The organism is Micromonospora sp. NPDC005299 (genome assembly GCF_042872345.1).
Lineage (GTDB): Bacteria > Actinomycetota > Actinomycetes > Mycobacteriales > Micromonosporaceae > Micromonospora.
In genome coordinates, this window is the sequence record NZ_JBIAKG010000001.1 from 111,111 (window position 1) to 131,514 (window position 20,404).

Sequence of the window (20,404 nt, forward strand, 5' to 3'; positions counted from 1 at the left end):
TCCCGTACGCACGACAGGGAGAAGGCGCTGAACACCGACGCGACGCAGGAGACCCCGGCCACCGGCTGGTGGACCGAGGCCGTCATCTACCAGATCTACCCGCGCTCGTTCGCCGACTCGAACGGCGACGGGATCGGCGACCTCCCCGGCATCACGGCCCGCCTCGGTCACCTCAGCGAGCTGGGGGTCGACGCGATCTGGCTGTCGCCGTTCTACCCGTCCCCGCAGGCCGACGCCGGCTACGACGTGGCCGACTACCGCGACGTCGACCCGCTCTTCGGCACGCTGGCGGACGCCGACAAGATGATCGCCGAGGCGAAGGCGCGCGGCCTGCGGGTGATCGTCGACCTGGTGCCGAACCACACCTCGTCGCAGCACCGCTGGTTCCAGGCCGCCGTCACGGCCGCGCCGGGCAGCCCGGAGCGGCAGCGTTACATCTTCCGGGACGGCAAGGGCCCGCAGGGCGCCGAGCCGCCGAACGACTGGGAGAGCGTCTTCGGCGGGCCGGCCTGGACCCGGGTGCCGGACGGCCAGTGGTACCTGCACCTGTTCGACTCCGGCCAGCCCGACCTCAACTGGGGCAACCCGGAGGTGCGCGCCGAGTTCCTGGACATCCTCCGGTTCTGGCTGGACCGGGGCGTCGACGGGTTCCGGGTGGACGTGGCGCACGGGCTGATCAAGCAGGCCGACCTGGCCGACTGGCAGGAGCCGCAGGAGATCCTCTCCGGCCAGGAGGTGGACAAGCCGCGCCCGCCGATGTGGGACCAGGACGGCGTGCACGACATCTACCGGGAGTGGCGGCGGCTGCTCGACTCCTACGACGGGGAGCGGATCCTGGTCGCCGAGGCGTGGGTGGAGCCGGCCGAGCGGCTGGCCCGCTACGTGCGGCCGGACGAGATGCACCAGGCGTTCAACTTCGAGTACCTGCTGGCCGCCTGGACCGCCCCCGCCCAGTACGCGGTGATCACCCGCTCGCTGGAGGCCACCGACTCCGTCGGGGCCCCGACCACGTGGGTGCTGTCCAACCACGACGTGGTCCGGCACGCCTCCCGGCTCGGGCTGGCCATCGGTGGCGGCCGCCCGAACGGCATCGGCATCGGCGACCCGCAGCCGGACGCCGCGCTCGGCCTGCGCCGGGCCCGGGCGGCCAGCCTGCTGATGCTCGCCCTGCCCGGCTCGGCCTACCTCTACCAGGGCGAGGAGCTGGGGCTGCCGGAGCACACCACGCTGCCCGACGAGGCCCGGCAGGACCCGACCTGGGAGCGCAGCCTGCACACCCAGCGCGGCCGGGACGGCTGCCGGGTGCCGATCCCGTGGGAGGCCGACGCCCCGTCGTACGGCTTCGGGCCGACCGACGCGAGCTGGCTCCCCCAGCCGTCGAGCTGGGCCGAGTACGCGCTCGACCGGCAGCGCGGGGTCGACGGCTCGACCTACGAGCTGTACCGGACGGCCCTGCGGCTGCGCCGTGAGCTCGCCCTGGCCCGGGGGCCGCTGCGCTGGCTCTCCTCCGGCGACGAGGTGCTGACCTTCACCAACGGCGGGCTCACCGTGCTGACCAACTTCGGCGCGGAGCCGGTGCCGCTGCCGGCCGGCGCCGAGGTGCTGGCGTCGAGCGCTCCGCTGGCGGGCGACGCCGTCCCCACCGACGTGACCGTCTGGTACCGCGCCTGACAGGTGCACGGAGGGGGCCCCTCTTGACGCCCAGCGTCAAGAGGGGGCCCTTCCTCACAGGCGGTCGGCGCGGGTGTGCAGGAGGTCGTGGACCTGGGCGATGTCCCGGGGCGAGGTGCGGGCGGCCCGCCAGTACATGACGCCGGTCGGGATGAAGAAGAGCTGGAACGCGGCCAGCCCGACGGCGTAGTTCAGCGGCGGCGGGAAGGCCGCCCGCAGCGCCTGGAAGGCCACCCCGACCAGCCCGTTGCCGGCCGCCCGGCCGACCCCGTTGACCAGGTTGCCGAGGCTGTAGACCGTGCCCCGGTGCTCGGGCGGGTTGACGTCGGCGATCAGCGCGAACCAGTTGGGCGAGTTCGCCGAGGTGAGCGCGAGGGCCAGCACGGCGGTGAGCAGGCTCAGTCCGACCGTGGGCTCGGTGAGCACGCTGGACAGCACCGCCGCGATCACCGCGCCGGAGCTGCCGCCGTCCGGCACGTCGATCCGGATCGGCACGAAGAACAGGACCAGGTAGAACGGCACGGCCGCGAGGATGCCCACCGCCGCGACCAGCGCCCGGCCGCTCGGCGTACGCCGTTGCAGCGCGTCGCCGGCCAGGCCGCCCACGATGGAGAGCACCCCGCCGATCTGGAACAGGGTGGCGAAGACGCTGCCCACCACCACGGCGGTGGCCGCCGAGTAACCCTGCGCCTCGGCCCGCTGGCTGAACAGCACCGGCAGCCAGACCAGCGAGCCGAAGGCGGCCTGCGCGGTCAGCCCCTGGAGGACCAGCCAGCGGTTGGTCCGCCGGGCCAGGATCCGGGGCAGGTCGTTGCGGCTGATCCGGTAGTCGTACTCGCCGCCGGCGTCGAGCGCCGCGGCCAGTTCCGGCTCGCTCTGCCCGCGCCGGATGTCGTACGTGAACAGGTACGCCACGGTGGCGAGCAGGCCCACCACGGTGAGCACCAGGAACGGCCGCCGCCAGTCGGTGGCGCCGAGCAGGCCGCCGGTCAGCGTGCCGGCGAGCGTGCCGACGCCCTGGGACAGGCCCCAGAAGCTCATCACCAGGCCCCGGCGGCGGGGCGAGATCAGGTCGGTGACCACGGAGAAGCCGACCGAGCCGACCGCGCCCAGCCCGACCGCGGCGACGAGCTGTGCGGCCAGGAACGTCGGGTAGTGCTGGGCGAGGGCGCTGCCCCCGGTGCCGGCCGCCCAGATCAGCGTGCCGACCATGAGCAGCGGCTTGCGGTCGGTCCGGTCGCCGACGTACGCCCAGGCCACCGCGGCGACCGCGCTGACCAGGAAGCTGACCGCGGTGACCAGCCCGAGCAGCCGCTGCGACACCCCCAGCGCGCCGGAGATCGACCCGTACAGCGGCGGGACCAGGCCGATGGCCACGTTGTCCAGCGAGGCGAGCACCACGAACACCACGACGCTGTAGTACCGGTGCGTCGCGTTCCCCCGCCGGGAGACCCTCGTGCCGCTGCTCATGCCGGGCAGCAAACCAGGCGTAGATCACGGCGGGAACACGACCCGCCGGTCAGCGGCACCGGCGGATCCCGACCGCCGCGTCGACCGGCCTCCGGTTCACCCCGACACCTGGTCGAGGACGCGGTCCCGGGCCTCGGCGTAGCGCTCGCGGATGGCGGGGACGCCCGACGCGCCGCGCCGCGAGGTGGAGCCGTCGTCCGCCGCGTACTCCTCGGTGTCGCCGACGGACCAGGTGGGCGGCGCCGCGCCACCCAGGGCGACCCAGGCGGCCTGGCGGGCCGCCCCGTCGGCGACGTACTCGCCGGGCGGGGGCACGACCACGGGGCGCCCGAAGACCTGCGGGGCGATCCGGCGCACGGCGGCGGAGCGCGCCCCGCCGCCGACCAGGATGATCCGGTCGGCGCGGGCGCCCTGCGCGGTCAGCGCGTCGAGGCCGTCGGCGAGCGCGCAGAGCATGCCCTCGACGGCGGCCCGGGCCAGGTGGGCCGGGGTCGAGGTGCCCAGGGTGAGGCCGTGCAGCGCGCCGGTGGCGCTGGGCCGGTCCGGGGTCCGTTCCCCCTCCAGGTACGGCACCATGACCAGCCCGCCGGCACCGGGCGGGGCGGCCAGGGCCAGCTCGCTCAGGGTGGCCAGGTCGACGCCGAGCAGCGTCGCGGCGGCGTCGAGCACCCGGGCGGCGTTGAGCGTGCAGACCAGCGGCAGGAACCGGCCGGTCGCGTCGGCGAAGCCGGCCACCGCCCCGCTCGGGTCGGCGGCGGGCGTGTCGGCGACCGCGAAGACGGTGCCCGAGGTGCCGATCGAGACGACCACGTCGCCCGGGCCGGCGCCGGCGCCCAGCGCGGCGGCGGCGTTGTCGCCGGTGCCCGGACCGAGCAGGACCGGGCCGTCGGCGGTCGCGCCGGCGCCGAGCGCCGCCGGGTCGAGGTGGCCGGCCACCTCGGCCGGGCCGAGCACGACCGGCACCCGCAGCCGCCGCCCGAAGGCCCGTTCGAGCAGGTCGAGGCGGTATTCCCCGGTGCGCGGCGACCAGTAGCCGGTGCCGCTGGCGTCGCCGCGGTCGGTGCGCAGCGCGGCCAGCCCGGGGGCGCCGGCCAGCCGCCAGGTGAGCCAGTCGTGCGGAAGGCACACGGCGGCCACCCGGTCGGCGTTGGCCGGCTCGTGCCGGGCCAGCCAGCGCAGCTTCGTGGCGGTGAAGCTGGCCACCGGCACGGCGCCGGTCGCGTCGGCCCAGAACCGGCGGCCGGCCTCCCCGCCGCCGGCCTCCTCGATCAGCTCACGGGCGGCGTCGGCAGAGCGGGTGTCGTTCCAGAGCAGCGCCGGGCGGACCACCTGCCCCGCCTCGTCCAGGCACACCATGCCGTGCTGCTGGCCGCCGACCGCGACGGCGGCCACGTCGGCCAGCCCGCCGGCCTCGGCGACGGCCGCCCGCAGGGCGTCCCACCAGGCGTGCGGGTCGACCTCGGTGCCGTCCGGGTGCGGCGCGCGGCCCTGCCGGACCAGCGCGCCGGTCTCCGCGTCCCGGACCACCACCTTGCAGGACTGGGTCGACGAGTCGATCCCGGCGACGAGCGGCATGGCGGGCCCGCCTCAGCGCGCGCCGAGCAGGTGCTCGACGGCGAGCTGGTTGAGCCGGACGAAGCCGTAGCCCTGCGCCCCGGCCGCGTCCGGGTCGAACTCCTCGAACGCGGCGCGGTCGGCGAGCAGGTCGGCGTAGCCCTCGCCCGGGTTCAGCGTGGGGGCGGCCAGCTCGGTCACCTTGCTGGCGGCCAGCGCCTCGGCCACCTCCGGGTCGGCCCGGAACGCCGCGGCCCGCTCCTTGAGCAGCAGGTACGTGCGCATGTTCGCCGCCGCGGAGGCCCACACCCCGGTGAAGTCCTCGGTGCGGGACGGCTTGTAGTCGAAGTGGCGGGGCCCGTCGTATGCGGGGCCGCCGTTCGGGCCGCCGTGCTCCAGCAGGTCGACCAGGGCGAACGCGTTGAGCAGGTCGCCGTGGCCGAAGACCAGGTCCTGGTCGTACTTGATGCCGCGCTGGCCGTTGAGGTCGATGTGGAACAGCTTGCCCTGCCAGAGCGCCTGGGCGATGCCGTGCGCGAAGTTCAGCCCGGCCATCTGCTCGTGGCCGACCTCGGGGTTGAGGCCGACCAGCTCCGGGCGGGCCAGGGTGGAGATGAACGCCAGGGCGTGGCCGACGGTGGGCAGCAGGATGTCGCCGCGCGGCTCGTTCGGCTTGGGCTCGATGGCGAAGCGCAGGTCGTAGCCCTGGTCGACGACGTACTGGCAGAGCAGGTCGACCGCCTCGCGGTAGCGGTCCAGCGCGGCGCGGATGTCCTTGGCCAGGTCGTACTCGGCGCCCTCCCGGCCGCCCCACATGACGAAGGTGCGGGCGCCCAGCTCCGCGGCGAGGTCGACGTTGCGCAGCACCTTGCGCAGGGCGTAGCGGCGTACCGAGCGGTCGTTGCTGGTGAAGCCGCCGTCCTTGAACACCGGGTGGGTGAAGAGGTTGGTGGTGACCATGGGCACCACCAGGCCGGTCTCGTCGAGGGCCTTGCGGAACCGGGCCAGGTGGGCGTCGCGGGTGGTGGCGTCCGCGCCGAAGGGCACCAGGTCGTCGTCGTGGAAGGTGATCCCGTACGCGCCCAGCTCGGCCAGCCGGTGGACGGCCACGACGGCGTCCAGCTCGGGTCGGGTGGCGTCACCGAACGGGTCGCGGGCCTGCCAGCCCACCGTCCAGAGACCGAAGGAGAACTTGTCCGCGGGGGTGGGACGGGGCGCCATGGGGACCTCCGGGTGGTGGTGTCGGCCGCAATTTGTTCAGTGGTTGAATTAAATGGCGGCGATGTGGCAGTGTCAAGCGGTGACCAGCGCCAGCATCGCCGGCGCGGTTCGCCAGGGCAGCCTCCGCGAGCTCAACCTCGCGGTCGTGCTCCGGCGGATCGCCACCGCCGACCGACCGCCGTCCCGGGCCGGGATCGCCGCCGGGACCGGGCTGACCCGGGCCACCGTCTCCGCCGTGGTCGACGACCTGATCGCCGGTCGGCTGGTCGCCGAGGCGGAACCCGCGCCGCGCACCGGGGCCGGGCGGCCCGCCCGCGGGCTGGTGCTGGCCGCCGACGGCCCGGCCGGGCTCGGCCTGGAGGTGAACGTCGACTACCTGGCCGCCTGCGTGGTCGACCTGACCGGGGCGGTCCGGCACCATCTGGTGCGCCGCGCCGACCTGCGCCCGGTCACCCCCGCCGACGCCCTCGACCGGCTCGCCGCACTGGCCGCCGAGGCCCGCGCCGCCGCCGTACGCGACGGGCTGACCCTGGCCGGCGCGACGCTCGCCGTGCCCGGCCTGGTCGACAGTGGCGGCCTGGTCCGGCTCGCGCCCAACCTCGGCTGGCGCGACGTCGACGTGCCCGCCCTGCTCGCCGGGCACCCGCTCGCCGAGCCGGTCGACGGCATCCCCCCGCTGGTGGTCGACAACGAGGCCAACCTGGCCGCCCTCGGCGAACTGCACGCCGGCCCACCCGGCTCGGCCACCTTCCTGCACATCACCGGCGAGATCGGCATCGGCGCCGGAATCGTGCTGGACGGGGTGCTCTACCGGGGCGCGCGCGGCTGGAGCGGCGAGATCGGTCACATCCCCGTGCAGCCGCAGGGGCGGCCGTGCCGCTGCGGCGGCCGGGGCTGCCTGGAGCGGTACGCGGGCCAGGAGGCCATCCTGGCCGCCGCCGGCCTGTCCGGCGCGGACCTGCCGGCGGACACCGCCGCCACCCGGCTGGCCGACCTGGCCGGCGCGGGCGACCCTGCCACCCTGACCGCGCTGGCGGACGCCGGGACCGCCCTCGGGGTGGCCGTGGCGGGCGTGGTGAACCTGCTGGACCTGGACACCGTGGTGCTCGGCGGCGGATACGCCCCGCTCGCCCCCTGGCTGCGCCCGCCGGTGGTCGCGGAGATCTCCCGGCGGGTGCTCACCGCCGCCTGGTCCCCGGTGACGGTGCGCCCGGCCGTGCTCGGGGCGCGGTCCGCGGCGGTCGGCGGGGCCGCCTCGGTGGTCCGCCGGGTGGTCGACCGGCCGGTCGGCTGGCTGGCCCGTTCCGGGTGACCGCCACTCTCCTCGATGGGCTTCCGGCACCCCCGCTCGGTACGCTTGCCGCCAGGCAAGGGATCCGCGACCGAGGAGTGCACCGACAGCATGCGCACGGTTCGACAGACCGAAGCGCCCCGCCACCGGCGGTGACGACCGCTCGACGGTCGGCCGGGGCCGCACTGCCGGACGACTCCCGGCTCGCCCGCGAGTTGCTGGACGGCCTCGCCGAGGCCGTCGTGACCACCGACCGCGCCGACGTCGTGACCCTGGTCAACGCGATGGCCGCGGAACTCCTCCCCGAACTCTCCCCCGGCGTCGACCTGGCCGACTGCCCGGTGCCCGCGCTGGCCGGCGCGGTGCGCGGCGGCGGCGGGACCTTCGACACCGAGCACCACGGCCGGCGGCTGCGCGGCGTCCGGCGCGGCCTGGCCGGCGACACCAGCGCCTGGTACGTGCGGGACGTCACCGAGGAGCAGGCGCGGGCCGAAGCGCTGCTGGCCGAGCGGTCCCGCACCGCGTTCCTGGCCCGGGCGGGCAGCCGGCTCGGGCTCGCCCTGCACCGCGACGAGACGCTGCGCGCCGCCGTCACCCTGCCGGTGCCCTACCTGGCCGACGCCGCCGTGGTCGTGCACCGCCCGTCCCCGCCGGTCGAGGACCAGCCGCACTGGGTCCGGTACGCCGCCGACGACCCCGCCCCGGTCACCGGCGTCGCCGGCTGGCGGACGGTCGAGTCGGTGCCCGGGCTGATCGAGGCGCTCGACGGCGACGCCACCGAGCCCAGCCCGTGGCTCGACGCCGACCTGGCCGAGGTGCTGCCTGCGGGCTCCGGCCAGCCCGGCGCCGTGCTGATCAGCCCGATGCGCAGCGCCGGCGGCCCGGCCGGCGCGCTCATCCTGGCCCGCCGCCCCGACCGGAGCGGCTTCGACCCGCGGGAGGTCGAGCTGGCCCGGGAGTTCGCCGCCCGGACGGGCGCCGCGCTGGCCGCCGCCGAACTCTACGGCGAACAGGCCCACCTGGCCCGGGTGCTCCAGAACAGCCTTCTCCCCCCGGACCTGCCGGCGCTGCCCGGGATGACGCTGGCCGGCGGCTACCGGGCCGCCGGGGACAGCCTGCGGATCGGGGGCGACTTCTACGACCTCTTCCCCACCTCGGACGGCGGCCTCTTCGCCCTCGGCGACGTCTGCGGCAAGGGCGTCGGCGCGGCCGTGCTGACCGGACGGGTACGCCAGTCGCTGCAGACCCTGCGGCTGGTCGAGCAGGGCCCGCGAGAGCTGATGGAACTGCTCAACCGCGCGCTGCTGGACGCGCCCGGCGCGGCCCGCCGGGCCCAGTTCACCACCCTCCTGCTGGGCGCCCTGACCCGCGAGCCGGACGGGGGGCTGCTGGCCCGGGTGGCGGGCGGCGGGCACCCCGCCCCGCTGGTGGTCCGCACCGACGGCCGGATCGAGCCGGTTCCGGTGGGCGGCATGCCGGTCGGCGCGCTGACCGAGGCCCGCTTCGTCGAGGCGGAGGTACGCCTGGCCGCGGGCGACCTGCTGGTGGCGTACACCGACGGGGTGACCGAGGCCCGGGGCGGCCCCGGCCAGCCGGAGATGTTCGGCGACGCCCGGCTGCGGCGGGCGCTCGCCTCCGGGGCCGGACTGCCACCCGCCGCGCTGATCGACCGGCTGCTCCAGCTCGTCGACGAGTGGCTCGACGGCCAGATGCACGACGACATCGCCATGCTGGTCGTCGCGGCGGGACGGGCCGGCCCGGCCGGGTCAGGCGGTGCGGGCCACCGGCGGCTCGCCGGGTGACTCCGGCTCGGCCTGCGGGTCACCGATCCGCTCCCCCGAGGGCTGGAGCACCGGCCAACCCTCCGCGGCGGCGGCCTCCCCGCGCCGGGCGACCTCGTCGAACTCGCGCATCCCGCGCACCAGCGCCGCCCGCCCCTCCGGGCTCATGCCGACCAGGATCCGGTCCAGCCGGTGGCGCCGGTCGGCACGCAGCTCGGCGAGGAGTTGGGTGGCCGCCGGAGTGAGGTGCAGGGCGATCTCGCGCCGGTCGTACCGGCCCGGCTCCCGCTCCAGCATGCCGGCCGCCACCAGCCGGTCGCAGAGCCGGCTGGCGGAGGAGAGCAGCATGTCGGTCAGCGTGGCGAGCCGACGGAGGTTGATCCCGTCGTACTGCTCGACGACCATGACCGCGCGCAGCTGGGCGCCGGAGAGCCGGCTCGTGGTCCGCTCCCGGGCCGCCTCCCAGACAGCCAGCAGGGTGCCCGCCGCCTCGTCCAGTGCGGCGGCCATACTCACATCAGGTCCCTGGGGACCGTGTTCTTCGGCCATGGTGGGCCCGAGACTACCCGGCTCACCAGGCCGACGACCTGTGCAAAGGAGCAAAGATGAGCGGACCGGAGGATCGGGCACGCCGGAGCCTCACCGAGGCGCCGACGGACAAGCTCGTCGACCGGCTCGCCACCGAGCTCGAACGGTCGTACGGGATCACCCGCACCGAGCTGTACCAGGTCGACTACCGGTTGGCCGCGCTGCTGCCGCTGGGCGGGGGTGAGTCGATCGTCACCCCCGGCCACCCGGCCTGGCGCTGCTTCGACCACCAGGAGCCGACCGTGTCGGAGGGCACCGGCTGGTTCCCGGTCGGGATGCGCGGCGAGCGGCGCGGCGTGCTCCAGATCTCGCCGGTGCCGGGCGACCCGGCCGCCCTGGCCGAGCTGGACGCCGTCGCCACCGCGCTCGGGCACGAGCTGGCGGCCGTGGCGGCCACCACCGACATCTACCTGACCGCCCGGCGCAGCCGCCGGCTCACCCTGGCCGCCGAGATGCAGTGGGAGCTGCTGCCGGGCCGCAGCCGGATCCGCCCCTCCTTCAGCCTGGCCGGGCAGCTGGAGCCGGCGTACGCGGTGCGCGGCGACGGCTTCGACTGGTCCGACGACGGCCAGCGGCTCTGGCTGTCGGTGATCAACGGCTCGGGCGAGGGGGTGGCCGCCTCGATGCTCACCTCGTTGGCCACCCACGCGCTGCGCAACGCCCGCCGCGCCCAGCTCGGGTTGGCCGACCAGGCCGCCCTGGCCGACCAGGCGATCTACGCGCTGCACCGGGGCGAGCAGCACCTCTCCGCGCTCCTGCTGGAGCTGGACCTGGCCACCGGGAGGTTGACCGTGGTCGACGCCGGCTCGCCCCGCCTGGTGCTGCTGCGCGACGGCGAGGTGACCGAGCAGGTCCTGGACAAGCAGTTCCCACTCGGCATGTTCGAGGGCACCGACTACCGGGAGCAGTGCTTCGAGCTGCACCGCGGTGACCGGCTCTTCGTGGTCAGCGACGGGGTGATCGACGCCACGGCCGAGCGGATCCGCTACGGCGAGACCGCGCTGGACCGTTTCCTGCGGCGCACCGGACCGATGGAGCCGCTCGACGCGGTCCGGTCGCTGATCGGCGACCTGCGCGCCTTCGTGGCCGGCGACCTGATCGACGACGCGGTGGTGGTCTGCCTGGACTGGCTCGGCCCGCAGCCCTGACCCGGCCCCGGCCCCGGCTCAGTACGCGCCGCGGCTGTTGACCACCGCGCCGAAGGTCTTCCAGAGGATGGTCAGGTCGGCGGCGAGCGACCAGTTCTCCACGTAGTAGAGGTCGAGCCGGATGCCGTCCTCCCAGCTCAGGTCGGACCGGCCGCTGACCTGCCAGAGGCCGGTCATGCCGGGCTTGACCAGCAGGCGGCGGGCCACGTCGCCGTCGTACCGGGCCACCTCGGAGGGCAGCGGCGGGCGCGGACCGACCAGGCTCATGTGGCCGAGCAGCACGTTGGCCAGCTGGGGCAACTCGTCCAGGGACCACTTGCGCAGCAGCTTGCCGACGCGGGTCACCCGGGGGTCGTCGCGCATCTTGAACATGAGACCGTCGGTCTCGTTGCGCGCGGCCAGTTCGGCGAGCAGGGCGTCGGCGTTGACCACCATGGTGCGGAACTTGAAGACACCGAACTCCTTGCCGCCCTGACCGACCCGGGTCTGGCGGAACAGCACCGGGCCGCGGCTGTTCAGCTTGATGGCGAGCGCGATCACCGCCAGCAGGGGCGCCAGCAGGAGCAGGGCGATCAGCGAGATCGAGCGGTCGACCAGCCCCTTGACCAGCTTGCGGGCGCCCCGGAACTCGGGCGCCTCGACGTGGATCAGCGGCAGGCCGGCGACCGGCCGGGTGTGGATGCGCGGGCCGGCGACGTCGGTCAGCGCCGGGGCCACCACCAGGTCGACCCCGGTGCCCTCCAGCTGCCAGCCCAGCCGGCGCAGCCGGGCCGCGGTCAGCTCGCCCGAGGCGGTGACCGCCACGGTGTCCGCGCCGATCGCGGTGGCCGCCTCGGGGATGCCCCGGAACGAGCCCACCACCGGCACGTCGCCCAGCCGCTGCGGCACCGGGGCGAGCAGCGCGTCCGGGATGCAGGCGCCGACCACCTGGTAGCCGGCGTACGGCTCGCGGCGCAGGGTGTGCACCAGCTCCAGCACGTGCGCGGTGTCGCCGACCACCAGCACCTTGCGGGACCAGCCGGCGCCCCGGTCGCGGGCGCGGTGCAGCCGCTTGCGGGCGGCGAACCGGGCCACTTCCAGGCCGATCGTGCCGACCGCGAAGGAGATGGCGAGGAAGCCCCGGGAGACCCCGACGTCGGCGATGTAGCCGGCGATGGCGATGCCGCCGGCCAGCCGCAGGCTCGCCGCGCTGACCCGGCGGTACTCGTCGGCGCCGTAGCCGAGCACCTGGTCGTCGTAGCAGCGCATCGCCTTGAGCGACACCAACCAGACCAGCAGGAGGGCGGGCGCGACCACCACGTAGGGGATCTCGGAGCCGCTCGGTTCCTCGTCGCCGAACCGGGCCACGTACCCGATCAGGATGGCCACGGTCAGCACGGCGGTGTCCAGCACCGCCAGGACCCGGATGTAGGCCCGCTCCGCGGCACGCGTGGTCGGTCCGGGGCGGTCGCCACCGGGTCGCGACGACGTGCTGGCGGGGGTCAACAGCGTCGCCGAGGTCACCGGCCCTCCCCACTTCGCTCAGGACGACCCCGCGCCGCGCGGTCCCGGTGGGGATCCCGCGGTTCGGAGCACCCGGTCATCTTGCCTCGACAATTATGGTTACCGATTGCTTCGGACGCATTGCCGTCAGTTTTCTCCCGGCCGTTTGAGCCGGGAAGCGTTCCGCCGTACCGGATCGGCCGGTACGGCGGAACGCGTTCGCTGACTGGCGGATCAGCGCGGCGCCGGCGGCCGCAGCGCGATCGCCTGCAGGAAGATCTCGCCGATCTTGCTCGGGTCGGTGGTGACGAAGGAGCCGCCGCCGGTCACGTCGGTGATCGACTTGAGCTCGGCGCGGCTGACCTCGGTGCCGATACCGATGATGATCACCTGGACCGGCTGCTCCTCGTCCCGCAACTGCTTGAGCTGGTCCAGCAGGGCCTTCTGGGAGATGCCGTTGTCATCGTCGTTCTTGCCGTCGGTGAAGAGCACGATCGAGTTGACCTTGCCCGGCTCCCAGTCCTGCTGGACCTTCTTGTAGGCCGCCAGCATCGTGTCGTAGAGACCGGTGTCGCCGTCCGAGGGCCGGACCGAGGCCAGGCGCTGCTGGATCGGGCCGCGGTTGCTCGACAGCGGCTTGATCCCGATCAGCTCGCGGTAGTCCTGCGTTCCGCTCAGGTTGGTGGAGAAGGTCCACAGGCCGATCGACCAGGAGTCGTCGAAGAGCCCCAGACCCTGGCTGGCGGCGGCGACGGTGACCTGCTCCCGGCTGGCGCCGTTGGCGGTCGCCACCGGCTTCTTCATCGAGCCGGAGACGTCGATGACGCAGAGCATGCGGCCGGACTGGGTGGCCACCGACCAGGTGGTCGTCGCCTTCTGGATGGCGACCGGGTCCAGGTCGGCCGCGCCGCCCTGGCCGGACGGCGGGACGGGGGTCGCGCCGCCGTTGGCCGGGCTCGGCGCACCCTGGGGCGCCTTGAACCCGTCGCCCCAGTTGCCGTCCGGCGCCCGCAGGGCCTGCCCGGCCAGCCGGTTCTTGAAGCCCGAGGTGCGCAGCACCTCGAAGAGCACCCGGGCCGCCGACGCCTTGGTCGGCTCGATGCCGGGAAGCACCGCGAACGGGTAGTCCAGCGCCAGCGGAGGCGGGTCCAGGTAGAGCGCGGCCAGCGGGATCGGCGGCTTGGTGTTGTTGTACGCGATCACGTCCTCCTCGGACAGCGCCGCCGCGCCGAGCCCGTTGGCGATGGCCGTCGGGTCGGACGAGCGCGGGAACCGGGCGAGGAGGTCCTGCCGCAGCGAGGAGCGGTTGGTGGCCAGCGCCCGCAGCGCCCCGACCATCGCCTCCTGCGCCTGCGGGGAGCCGGCGGCGCCGGTGGCGCTGGCGGCGGCGGTCAGCGAGAGCAGCCCGGACAGCCCGGCGGCGTCCTGGGTCGGCTCGACGATCCCGGCGCGCAGCGGCTTGCTGCTGGTGACCTGGCCCAGCAGGTCGGTCCAGTGGAGCTTCTTGTCCGGCCAGCCGATCCGGGAGGCCACCGGCTCCGGCAGCGCGACCACCACCGGGCTGCGCGCGATCGAGGCGCCGTTGGCCGGCGCGAAGGCGGTCGCACCGCCGCTCTTGAGCCGCAGCAGCCAGGTGGAGGAGTCCGGCACCCAGACGTCCGGTGTGACCGCGGTGCCGCTGGCCTGCCCGACCCCGGCGAGGGTGGCGCCGTGCTTGCTCGCCACCGCGGCGGCCACGTCGACCGGCTCGGCGGCGGAGACGTTCACGGCGATGCAGGTCTCGCCGACCGCGGCGCCGTCGGACACCCACTGGTCGGCCGCTCCGCGCACGGCGGGGGCGATCTCCGGGGCCACCGCGACGGACAGCTCGATCCGCCCCGAGCAGTTCGGGCCCGCCAACTGCTGATAACCGAACCAGGAGCCGGCTACGACGACGACGAGCGCGGTCGCCGCGGCAACGGCACCTGCCCCACGGAGGTTCGAACGCATGCGATGGCGGCCAGACACGGTGACCATCTTGCGTATCTCGTGGGGTTAGTGCCACAACCGTTCGGACGAAAGTTACGCAGGAGAAACAGTTGACCGCCAAATGATTACGTTGAGTGAGCGATCAGTCATCCCAGGTGATCAAGGTCCACTGCGGAGGGTCTTCCGGTCACCACCCGGTCACGGACGGACACAGGTGGGGCTCGCCACCGGCACCGGCTCCCCCACCGGCTCCGGCACGCCGGTGTCCGGGTCCACCCGGAAGATCCTGATCATGCCGGCCCGCTCGTCGGCCACGTAGAGGTACGCGCCGGTCAGAACGAAGTGCCGCGGCCATTCGCCCCCGGTGTCCACCTCGGCCACCAGCTCGGGCGCCTCCCCGTCCAGCGCGAACACCGCGACCGTGCCCACCCCCCGGTTGCCCACGTAGAGAAAGCGGCCGTCCGGCCCGACGGCGACCTCGGAGGGCTGCACGTGCCCGGCCCGGCCACTGGCGTCCACCCGGACCCGCTGGTGCAGCCCGTCCGGGGTCAGGTCGTACGCGGTGACCGTCCCATCCAGCTCGCCGACCAGCCAGCAGCGCCGGCCGTCCGGGTGCCGGGCCAGGTGCCGGGGCCCGGTGCCGGCCGGCGTCCGCAGCCGGGGAGCGCGGGGCACCAGCCGCCCGGAGGAGACGTCGAGGTCGTACCGGTAGACCGAGTCGGTGCCCAGGTCGACGGCGAGCAGCGGACCGCCGGCCGGGTCGGGCGAGACCATGTGGCAGTGCGCCCGCTCCTGCCGCTCCGGGTCGGCGCCGTGCCCCTCGTGCCGGATCAGGTCGCTGCGCTCCCCCGGCGTCCCGTCGGCGTCGAGGGGGAACACCGCCACGCTCCCGCCGCCGTAGTTCGCCACGAACAGGTGCCGCCCGTCCGGTGCCACCGCCAGATGACAGGGCTCCGCGCCGCCGGTCGGGCGTACGCCGAGCGGGTCGAGGTCGCCGCCCGGGCCGACCCCGAAGGCGCTGACCTGCCCCTCGGCCAGCTCGTTGACCGCGTAGAGCAACGGCAGCGCCGGGTGCCGGACGAGGAACGACGGCGACGGGGTGACCGCCACCGTGCCGAGCGGGGTCAGCGCGCCCGTCGCCGGATCGCGCCGGGCGGCGACGATGCCCTCGGCCCGCCCGCCCGCCTCCGCCGTGTAGCCCCCGATGTGGACGATCGCGTCCTGCCCGGTCACCGCTCCCACCCTTCGCCGTCTCACCGTCGATCCAACCAGAGGCTTCCCGGTGAGCCAGCCGGTTAGGCGTCATTCCCGCCACCGGCTTCCGGGCGGGGCCACGCCGCGCCGGCGGGTGGAGCGGGGTCAGCCCACCGGCACCGGCTCGCCGCGCTGCCGCGCGACGTGCTCGACCAGCGAGATCAGCACCAGCTTCCCGGACTGCCGGTCCCGGGCGTCGCAGAGCACCAGCGGCACCTCCGGGTCCAGGTCCAGGGCGTCGCGGACCGCCTCCAGGCTGAACCGGCGGGACCCGTCGAAGCAGTTCACCCCCACCACGAACGGGATGCCCCGCTGCTCGAAGTAGTCGATCGAGGGGAAGCAGTCGGCCAGCCGTCGGGTGTCCGCGAGCACCACGGCGCCGAGCGCCCCGAACGCCAGCTCGTCCCAGAGGAACCAGAACCGGTCCTGTCCCGGGGTGCCGAAGAGGTAGACCTGGAGATCGTCGTTGATGGTGATGCGGCCGAAGTCCATGGCCACCGTGGTGGTCGACTTCTGCTCCACCCCGGAGACGTCGTCGGTACCGACGCCGGCGCCGGTCAGCACCTCCTCGGTCTGCAACGGCCGGACCTCGCTCAACGCGCTCACCAGCGTCGTCTTGCCCGCGCCGAAGCCACCGGCGATGAGAATCTTCAGAGCCAGCGGCACCCGCGGCACGGCCGGCTCCCGGTCAAAGCGCACGGAGTCCACTGACCACCGCCTTGAGGATGTTGTCGTCGGGCAGGTGGGCGGCGGCCGGCCGGCGTACCGTGACCAGCCCACGGGCGAGGAGGTCGCCGAGCAGCACCCGGACCACGCCGACGGCGAGATCCAGGTCCGCGGCGAGGTCGGCCACGGCGACCGGCCGGCGGGTCAGTTCGACGAGGCGCCGGTGCTCCGGCTGGAGACCGGGCACGCCGGCCGGGTCGGCCCCCGGCGTGGTCAGCACGAACGCCACCAGGTCGAAGCCGTCGACCGGCGGGCGCACCCGGCCGCCGGTCACGGTGTACGGGCGGACCACCGGGCCGGCGGCGGCGTCCAGCCACTCGTGCTGGGGGCCCGGCGACTCAGCCCGCATCGGTCGCCACCGTGCGGGCCGGTGCGCTGAGGTTCTCGCCGACCCGGATGACCAGCATGGCCATCTCGTACGCCACCAGGCCGATGTCGGCGTCGGCGTCGCTCACCACCGCCAGGCAGGCGCCCTGCCCGGCGGCCGTGACGAACAGGTAGGCCGACTCCATCTCCACCACGGTCTGCCGGACCGCGCCGCCGCCCACGTGCCGGGTGGCCCCCTTGGCGAGGCTGGAGAAACCGGAGGCCAGGGCGCAGAGGTGTTCCGCGTCGGTGCGGTCCAGCTCGGTGGACGCGCCGAGCATCAGGCCGTCCGCCGACAGCACCACCGCCTGGCGGGCGCCCGGCACCCGCTCCACCAGGTCGTCGAGCAACCAGTCGAGATCGGCGTTCTGCCGCGTCGTGTGCACCACTAGGCGTCCCTCTCAGTCGCGGTTCGATGGTCCGGAGCCGCCGCCGGTTCGGGCGGGGAGGGCTCGGCGGCCCGGGTACGGGCCGCGTCGGTGGACGGAGCGCCGGCCCGGCCCGGGGCGGCGGTGGGTTCGGCGGCCGGTGGGCCGGTCCCCGCCGGGGAGGCGGGCCCGCGGCGCGCGCCGGTGGGGTCGGCTGCGGCGCGGGAGCCGTCGCGGCGGCCCCGGGCGGTGCCGGCCTGGAGCGCGGACATGGCTCGCCGGGCCTCCTCGGGCGGGCGGTGCGCCGGGTTGTCCGCGACGACCGGCCGGGGGCGGGCCACCGGCCCGCGCCGGCGGACCCGGCGGGGCAGGCCGTCGCCGTCCGCCGGCGTCTCGACGGCGGAGGCACGGCCGGCGGGCAGCGGTACGACCGCCGACTCCGGGCGGTCGCGGCCGGGCCGGGCCGCCCGCGTCCGCGGGACCGTGGCCAGCCGGGTCACCTTGGCCATCCGCCGGTCGTCCCGCCCGGGCGGCCCGGCGTCCGGGCCGGTCGGGCCGATTGCCGGCTCGGCGGTGACCAGGTCCGACGGGATGAACACGGCGGCCGTGATCCCGCCGGGTACGGCCGGCCGCAGCTCGACCCGGACGCCGTGCCGGGCGGCCAGCCGGGCGACCACGAAGTGGCCCAGCCGAGCGCTGTCGGTCGGGTCGAACTCCGGGGCGCGGGACAGCTTGCGGTTGGCGTCCGCCAGGGCCGGCGGCGACATGCCGAGCCCACGATCGGTGATCTCGACGGTGTAGCCGCCGGGCACGGTGCGGCCGCTGAGGTCCACCCGGGTGCCGGGCGGGGAGAAGACGGTCGCGTTCTCGATCAGCTCGGCGAGCAGGTGGATCAGGTCGCCGACGGCGCGGCCGAGCACCCCGGCCGGCTGGACCTCGCCCACGTCGATCCGGTCGTACGACTCGACCTCGGAGATCGCGCCGCGCATCACGTCGACCGCGGCGACCGGGTTGCGCCAGCCCCGGCCGGGAGCCGCGCCGGCCAGGATGACCAGGTCCTCGGCGTGCCGCCGGAGCCGGGTGGCGAGGTGGTCGACCTGGAACAGCCCGGCCAGTTCGTCCGGGTCCTCGGTCCGCCGCTCCAGTCGGTCCAGCAGCGCCAGCTGCCGGTGCACCAGGCCCTGGCTGCGCCGGGCGATGTTCAGGAAGACCTCGTTGAGGCCGCGGCGCAGGGTGACCTCGTCGACGGCGGCCTGCACGGCCGTGCGACGCACCTCGTTGAAGGCGCGCCCCACCTGGCCGATCTCGTCGCCGCCGTGGTCCAGCTCGGGCGCCTCGCGGGCGACGTCGACCTCCTCGCCGCGGCGCAGCCTGGCCACCACGTCGGGCAGCCGGTGCTCGGCCATCTCCAGCGCGGCGGTGCGAACCCCGGTGAGCCGGCGGTCCAGGGACCGGCCGACCCGCAGGGCCACCAGCACGCAGACCACGATGGCGACCAGGCCGAGCACCCCGGCGGCGGCGAGCCGGACCAGGATCTGGACCGCCATCGGCACGGACCGCTCGGTGAGGGTGTCGGCGCCGCGCAGCTCGAAGTCCCGCAGGCCCTGGGAGACCGCGGCGTGGCTGGTCTCCCAGGCCCGTACGTCGAACCCGGCCGGCAGGCCGGGGGCGCGGACCAGGGTGTCCTGGAGGGCGCGCAGCCGGACGAACGCCTCCCCCTCGGTGAGCCGCTGGTAACCGGTCCGTTCGGCGGGCGGCAGGTCGGCCACCGCGTTCTCGGCCAGGAAGCGCTGGTTCTCGATGGTGCGGACCAGCTGTTCGTGCTCACCCTCGGCGTACCGGCCGGCGGTGACCGCGCCGGCCAGCAGGGCGTCGGCCTGGCCGAGCAGCTCCCGGGACCGGCCGAGCCCGGTGAGCGCCAACGCCTGCCGGTTGAGCTGGGCGTCGGGCAGCGTGGCCATGGCGGCGAAGGTCTGGAAGGCGGAGCCGATCATCCCGCTGTAGAGCCCGACGGCACCGGCCTGGTCGACCTTCCGGCCGTCGATGAAGCCTCGCCCGGCGGGCAGCGCGTCGAGCGCGGAGACCAGCTGGTCGAGCCGGGCGTCGAGCAGGTCGTCGGCCGCGTCGCGCAGCTTCTCCCCGTCGACCCGGCGGCGCAGCTCGGCGATCGCCTGGTCGGTGCGGGCGCGCTGCTCGGCCAGGGCCGGCAGGGCCGTGTCGCCGGCGAGCTGGACGACCGAGAGCCGGCGTTCCCGTTGCAGCTCGGCGACCACGCTCTCGCCGGGCCGACCCAGGTCATAGAGGAGGGTGCGCGCGGCGAGCAGGTCGAGGGCCGGCCCGAAGGTCAGCGTGGTGGCGAAGATCCATAGTGCCAGCAGCCCGGTCACCGGACCGATGACCAGCGCGGTCAGCTTGGCGCGGATCGGCCAGTCTCGGGTTTTCATCAGACCTCGCCCGGGGGAAGGTGTCGCAGGGGTGGCGCCGGCACCAGCCGGAAGGGCCGCGACGCCGGGCCCCGGCCCGGGCGCCTTGGGCAGAATACGTAATCCCAGCCGGATGCACTACCGGCCGTCTCGCCCCTCACTACGGTCCGGAATGTTCGCTGTGGACACCGTTGGACGGGAACGCCCCGCCGGAAGGGACCGGCGGGGCGTTCGTCCAAAAGGGGCGTACGAAGGAGCGGCTCGCCGGCTCGTCGCGCCGCGCTCCCCTCCGGCCCGGTGCGGACGGCCGGGTCGGCCCCGCCCATCCACCCGAGCGGCACTTTCTGGAACAAGTCCACTTTTCGCGGAGCGACACGAGGTGTGCCGCCATGCCGTGGGCAGGTTCCGCGGGGGCGACCGCGCAGGAAAGTACCGCCGATCGGGATTGGCGATCACAGACCGGAGGGAATACCACCGGGCGAAGGAGGAGCCATGTCGCCCACGCAGGTAGTCGTCATAGTCATCGTCGTCTTAGTGCTCGCCGCGCTCGCCGCGGTCGCCGTGGTCGCCAGCCGCCGCCGCGCCCTCAAACAGCGTTTCGGCCCCGAGTACGACCGGGCCGTCGCCGAGCAGGACAGCCGCGGCGCCGCCGAGCGGGAGCTGCGGGAGCGGGAGCGCCGCCACGCCGAGCTGGAGCTGACCCCGCTCAGCCCGGAGTCCCGCGCCCGGTACGCCGCCGCCTGGGAGGAACTCCAGGTGCGTTTCGTCGACTCCCCCGCCGAAACCGTCGGTGACGCCGACGAACTGGTCACCCGGCTGATCGAGGAGCGCGGGTACCCCACCGGGGACTTCTCCGACCAGATCGCCCACCTCTCCGTCGAGCACGCCCGCACCCTGACCCACTACCGGGACGCCCACGACATCCGGCTGAGCAACGAGCGCGGCGAGGCCGGCACCGAGGAACTCCGGCAGGCGCTCGTGCACTACCGGGCCCTCTTCGCCGACCTGCTCGGCGAGGACCCGGTCGGGCACCAGCCGCCGGCGCAGCGTCACCCCGACCACGAGCACGACGCCACGAGCCGCTGAGGAGGCC

Annotated in this window: 16 protein-coding genes; 5 read left to right on the plus strand and 11 right to left on the minus strand. The window is 74.9% G+C overall.

The genetic code is table 11. The features are described from left to right. Positions 1-27: 27 nt before the first annotated feature. Entirely contained in the window at positions 28-1,671 is a 1,644-nt protein-coding gene (locus tag ACFYPD_RS00605) for a glycoside hydrolase family 13 protein (protein WP_387109083.1), read from the plus strand. Between the two features lie 54 nt (positions 1,672-1,725). Here the strand turns inward: ACFYPD_RS00605 and ACFYPD_RS00610 are convergent, their stop codons facing one another. The 3 genes from ACFYPD_RS00610 to xylA all read right to left on the minus strand — a co-directional run bounded on the left by ACFYPD_RS00610 (position 1,726) and on the right by xylA (position 5,916). Then, positions 1,726-3,141 carry an MFS transporter gene (locus ACFYPD_RS00610; protein ID WP_387107225.1) on the minus strand — a complete coding sequence of 472 codons (1,416 nt, stop codon included), beginning with the start codon at positions 3,139-3,141 and terminating at the stop codon, positions 1,726-1,728. 96 nt (positions 3,142-3,237) lie between these two features. Beyond that, positions 3,238-4,716, minus strand: a complete 1,479-nt coding sequence (gene xylB, locus ACFYPD_RS00615; RefSeq protein WP_387107226.1) for a xylulokinase — start codon at positions 4,714-4,716, stop codon at positions 3,238-3,240. A 12-nt stretch (positions 4,717-4,728) separates the two neighbouring features. Then, on the minus strand, positions 4,729-5,916 hold the full coding sequence (gene xylA / locus ACFYPD_RS00620) for a xylose isomerase (RefSeq protein WP_387107229.1): 1,188 nt from the start codon (positions 5,914-5,916) through the stop codon (positions 4,729-4,731). Positions 5,917-5,968: 52 nt separating this feature from the next. On the opposite strand from xylA, the gene ACFYPD_RS00625 reads away from it, so the two are divergent. Together ACFYPD_RS00625 and ACFYPD_RS00630 are read left to right on the plus strand one after the other, a co-directional pair. Continuing rightward, positions 5,969-7,228 (plus strand): ROK family protein, encoded by a 1,260-nt coding sequence (locus ACFYPD_RS00625; protein ID WP_387107232.1) that lies wholly within the window; start codon positions 5,969-5,971, stop codon positions 7,226-7,228. Between the two features lie 131 nt (positions 7,229-7,359). Beyond that, complete coding sequence (locus ACFYPD_RS00630; protein WP_387107235.1) at positions 7,360-9,009, plus strand: SpoIIE family protein phosphatase; 1,650 nt, start codon at positions 7,360-7,362, stop codon at positions 9,007-9,009. Here the strand turns inward: ACFYPD_RS00630 and ACFYPD_RS00635 are convergent. Next, positions 8,974-9,498 (minus strand): MarR family winged helix-turn-helix transcriptional regulator, encoded by a 525-nt coding sequence (locus ACFYPD_RS00635; RefSeq protein WP_387107237.1) that lies wholly within the window; start codon positions 9,496-9,498, stop codon positions 8,974-8,976. The genes ACFYPD_RS00630 and ACFYPD_RS00635 overlap by 36 nt on opposite strands. A 95-nt stretch (positions 9,499-9,593) precedes the next feature. On the opposite strand from ACFYPD_RS00635, the gene ACFYPD_RS00640 reads away from it, so the two are divergent. After that, complete coding sequence (locus ACFYPD_RS00640) at positions 9,594-10,724, plus strand: PP2C family protein-serine/threonine phosphatase (RefSeq protein WP_387107240.1); 1,131 nt, start codon at positions 9,594-9,596, stop codon at positions 10,722-10,724. An 18-nt stretch (positions 10,725-10,742) separates the two neighbouring features. Here ACFYPD_RS00640 and ACFYPD_RS00645 read toward each other — a convergent pair whose 3' ends face one another. From ACFYPD_RS00645 to ACFYPD_RS00675, 7 genes are all read right to left on the minus strand, one after another. Further along, complete coding sequence (locus tag ACFYPD_RS00645) at positions 10,743-12,227, minus strand: sugar transferase (protein WP_387107242.1); 1,485 nt, start codon at positions 12,225-12,227, stop codon at positions 10,743-10,745. 213 nt (positions 12,228-12,440) lie between these two features. Beyond that, positions 12,441-14,195 carry a VWA domain-containing protein gene (locus ACFYPD_RS00650; RefSeq protein ID WP_387107243.1) on the minus strand — a complete coding sequence of 585 codons (1,755 nt, stop codon included), beginning with the start codon at positions 14,193-14,195 and terminating at the stop codon, positions 12,441-12,443. Positions 14,196-14,372: 177 nt separating this feature from the next. Then, the gene (locus tag ACFYPD_RS00655) at positions 14,373-15,407 is read right to left on the minus strand and encodes a lactonase family protein (protein WP_387107245.1); all 1,035 of its coding nucleotides are present in this window, start codon (positions 15,405-15,407) and stop codon (positions 14,373-14,375) included. A 126-nt stretch (positions 15,408-15,533) separates the two neighbouring features. Next, positions 15,534-16,136 (minus strand): ATP/GTP-binding protein, encoded by a 603-nt coding sequence (locus ACFYPD_RS00660; protein ID WP_387107247.1) that lies wholly within the window; start codon positions 16,134-16,136, stop codon positions 15,534-15,536. Then, positions 16,117-16,503: a DUF742 domain-containing protein gene (locus ACFYPD_RS00665; RefSeq protein WP_387107249.1), complete on the minus strand. Its 387-nt coding sequence runs from the start codon at positions 16,501-16,503 to the stop codon at positions 16,117-16,119. Before ACFYPD_RS00665 ends, ACFYPD_RS00660 begins: the two co-directional genes overlap by 20 nt. Continuing rightward, complete coding sequence (locus tag ACFYPD_RS00670) at positions 16,493-16,909, minus strand: roadblock/LC7 domain-containing protein (RefSeq protein ID WP_387107251.1); 417 nt, start codon at positions 16,907-16,909, stop codon at positions 16,493-16,495. Before ACFYPD_RS00670 ends, ACFYPD_RS00665 begins: the two co-directional genes overlap by 11 nt. After that, entirely contained in the window at positions 16,909-19,332 is a 2,424-nt protein-coding gene (locus tag ACFYPD_RS00675; protein ID WP_387107254.1) for a nitrate- and nitrite sensing domain-containing protein, read from the minus strand. Before ACFYPD_RS00675 ends, ACFYPD_RS00670 begins: the two co-directional genes overlap by 1 nt. A 471-nt stretch (positions 19,333-19,803) precedes the next feature. Here ACFYPD_RS00675 and ACFYPD_RS00680 point away from each other — a divergent pair, with 471 nt between their 5' ends. Beyond that, on the plus strand, positions 19,804-20,397 hold the full coding sequence (locus tag ACFYPD_RS00680; protein ID WP_387107256.1) for a hypothetical protein: 594 nt from the start codon (positions 19,804-19,806) through the stop codon (positions 20,395-20,397). Positions 20,398-20,404 lie beyond the last annotated feature (7 nt).

Bases quoted from the DNA above. Each gene is read 5' to 3' on its own strand.
- ACFYPD_RS00610 (WP_387107225.1), bottom strand. From the start codon at position 3,141: ATGAGCAGCGGCACGAGGGTCTCCCGGCGGGGGAACGCGACGCACCGG.
- xylB (WP_387107226.1), bottom strand. From the start codon at position 4,716: ATGCCGCTCGTCGCCGGGATCGACTCGTCGACCCAGTCCTGCAAGGTG.
- xylA (WP_387107229.1), bottom strand. From the start codon at position 5,916: ATGGCGCCCCGTCCCACCCCCGCGGACAAGTTCTCCTTCGGTCTCTGG.
- ACFYPD_RS00625 (WP_387107232.1), top strand. From the start codon at position 5,969: ATGGCGGCGATGTGGCAGTGTCAAGCGGTGACCAGCGCCAGCATCGCC.
- ACFYPD_RS00635 (WP_387107237.1), bottom strand. From the start codon at position 9,498: ATGGCCGCCGCACTGGACGAGGCGGCGGGCACCCTGCTGGCTGTCTGG.
- ACFYPD_RS00640 (WP_387107240.1), top strand. From the start codon at position 9,594: ATGAGCGGACCGGAGGATCGGGCACGCCGGAGCCTCACCGAGGCGCCG.
- ACFYPD_RS00650 (WP_387107243.1), bottom strand. From the start codon at position 14,195: ATGCGTTCGAACCTCCGTGGGGCAGGTGCCGTTGCCGCGGCGACCGCG.
- ACFYPD_RS00665 (WP_387107249.1), bottom strand. From the start codon at position 16,503: ATGCGGGCTGAGTCGCCGGGCCCCCAGCACGAGTGGCTGGACGCCGCC.
- ACFYPD_RS00675 (WP_387107254.1), bottom strand. From the start codon at position 19,332: ATGAAAACCCGAGACTGGCCGATCCGCGCCAAGCTGACCGCGCTGGTC.
- ACFYPD_RS00680 (WP_387107256.1), top strand. From the start codon at position 19,804: ATGTCGCCCACGCAGGTAGTCGTCATAGTCATCGTCGTCTTAGTGCTC.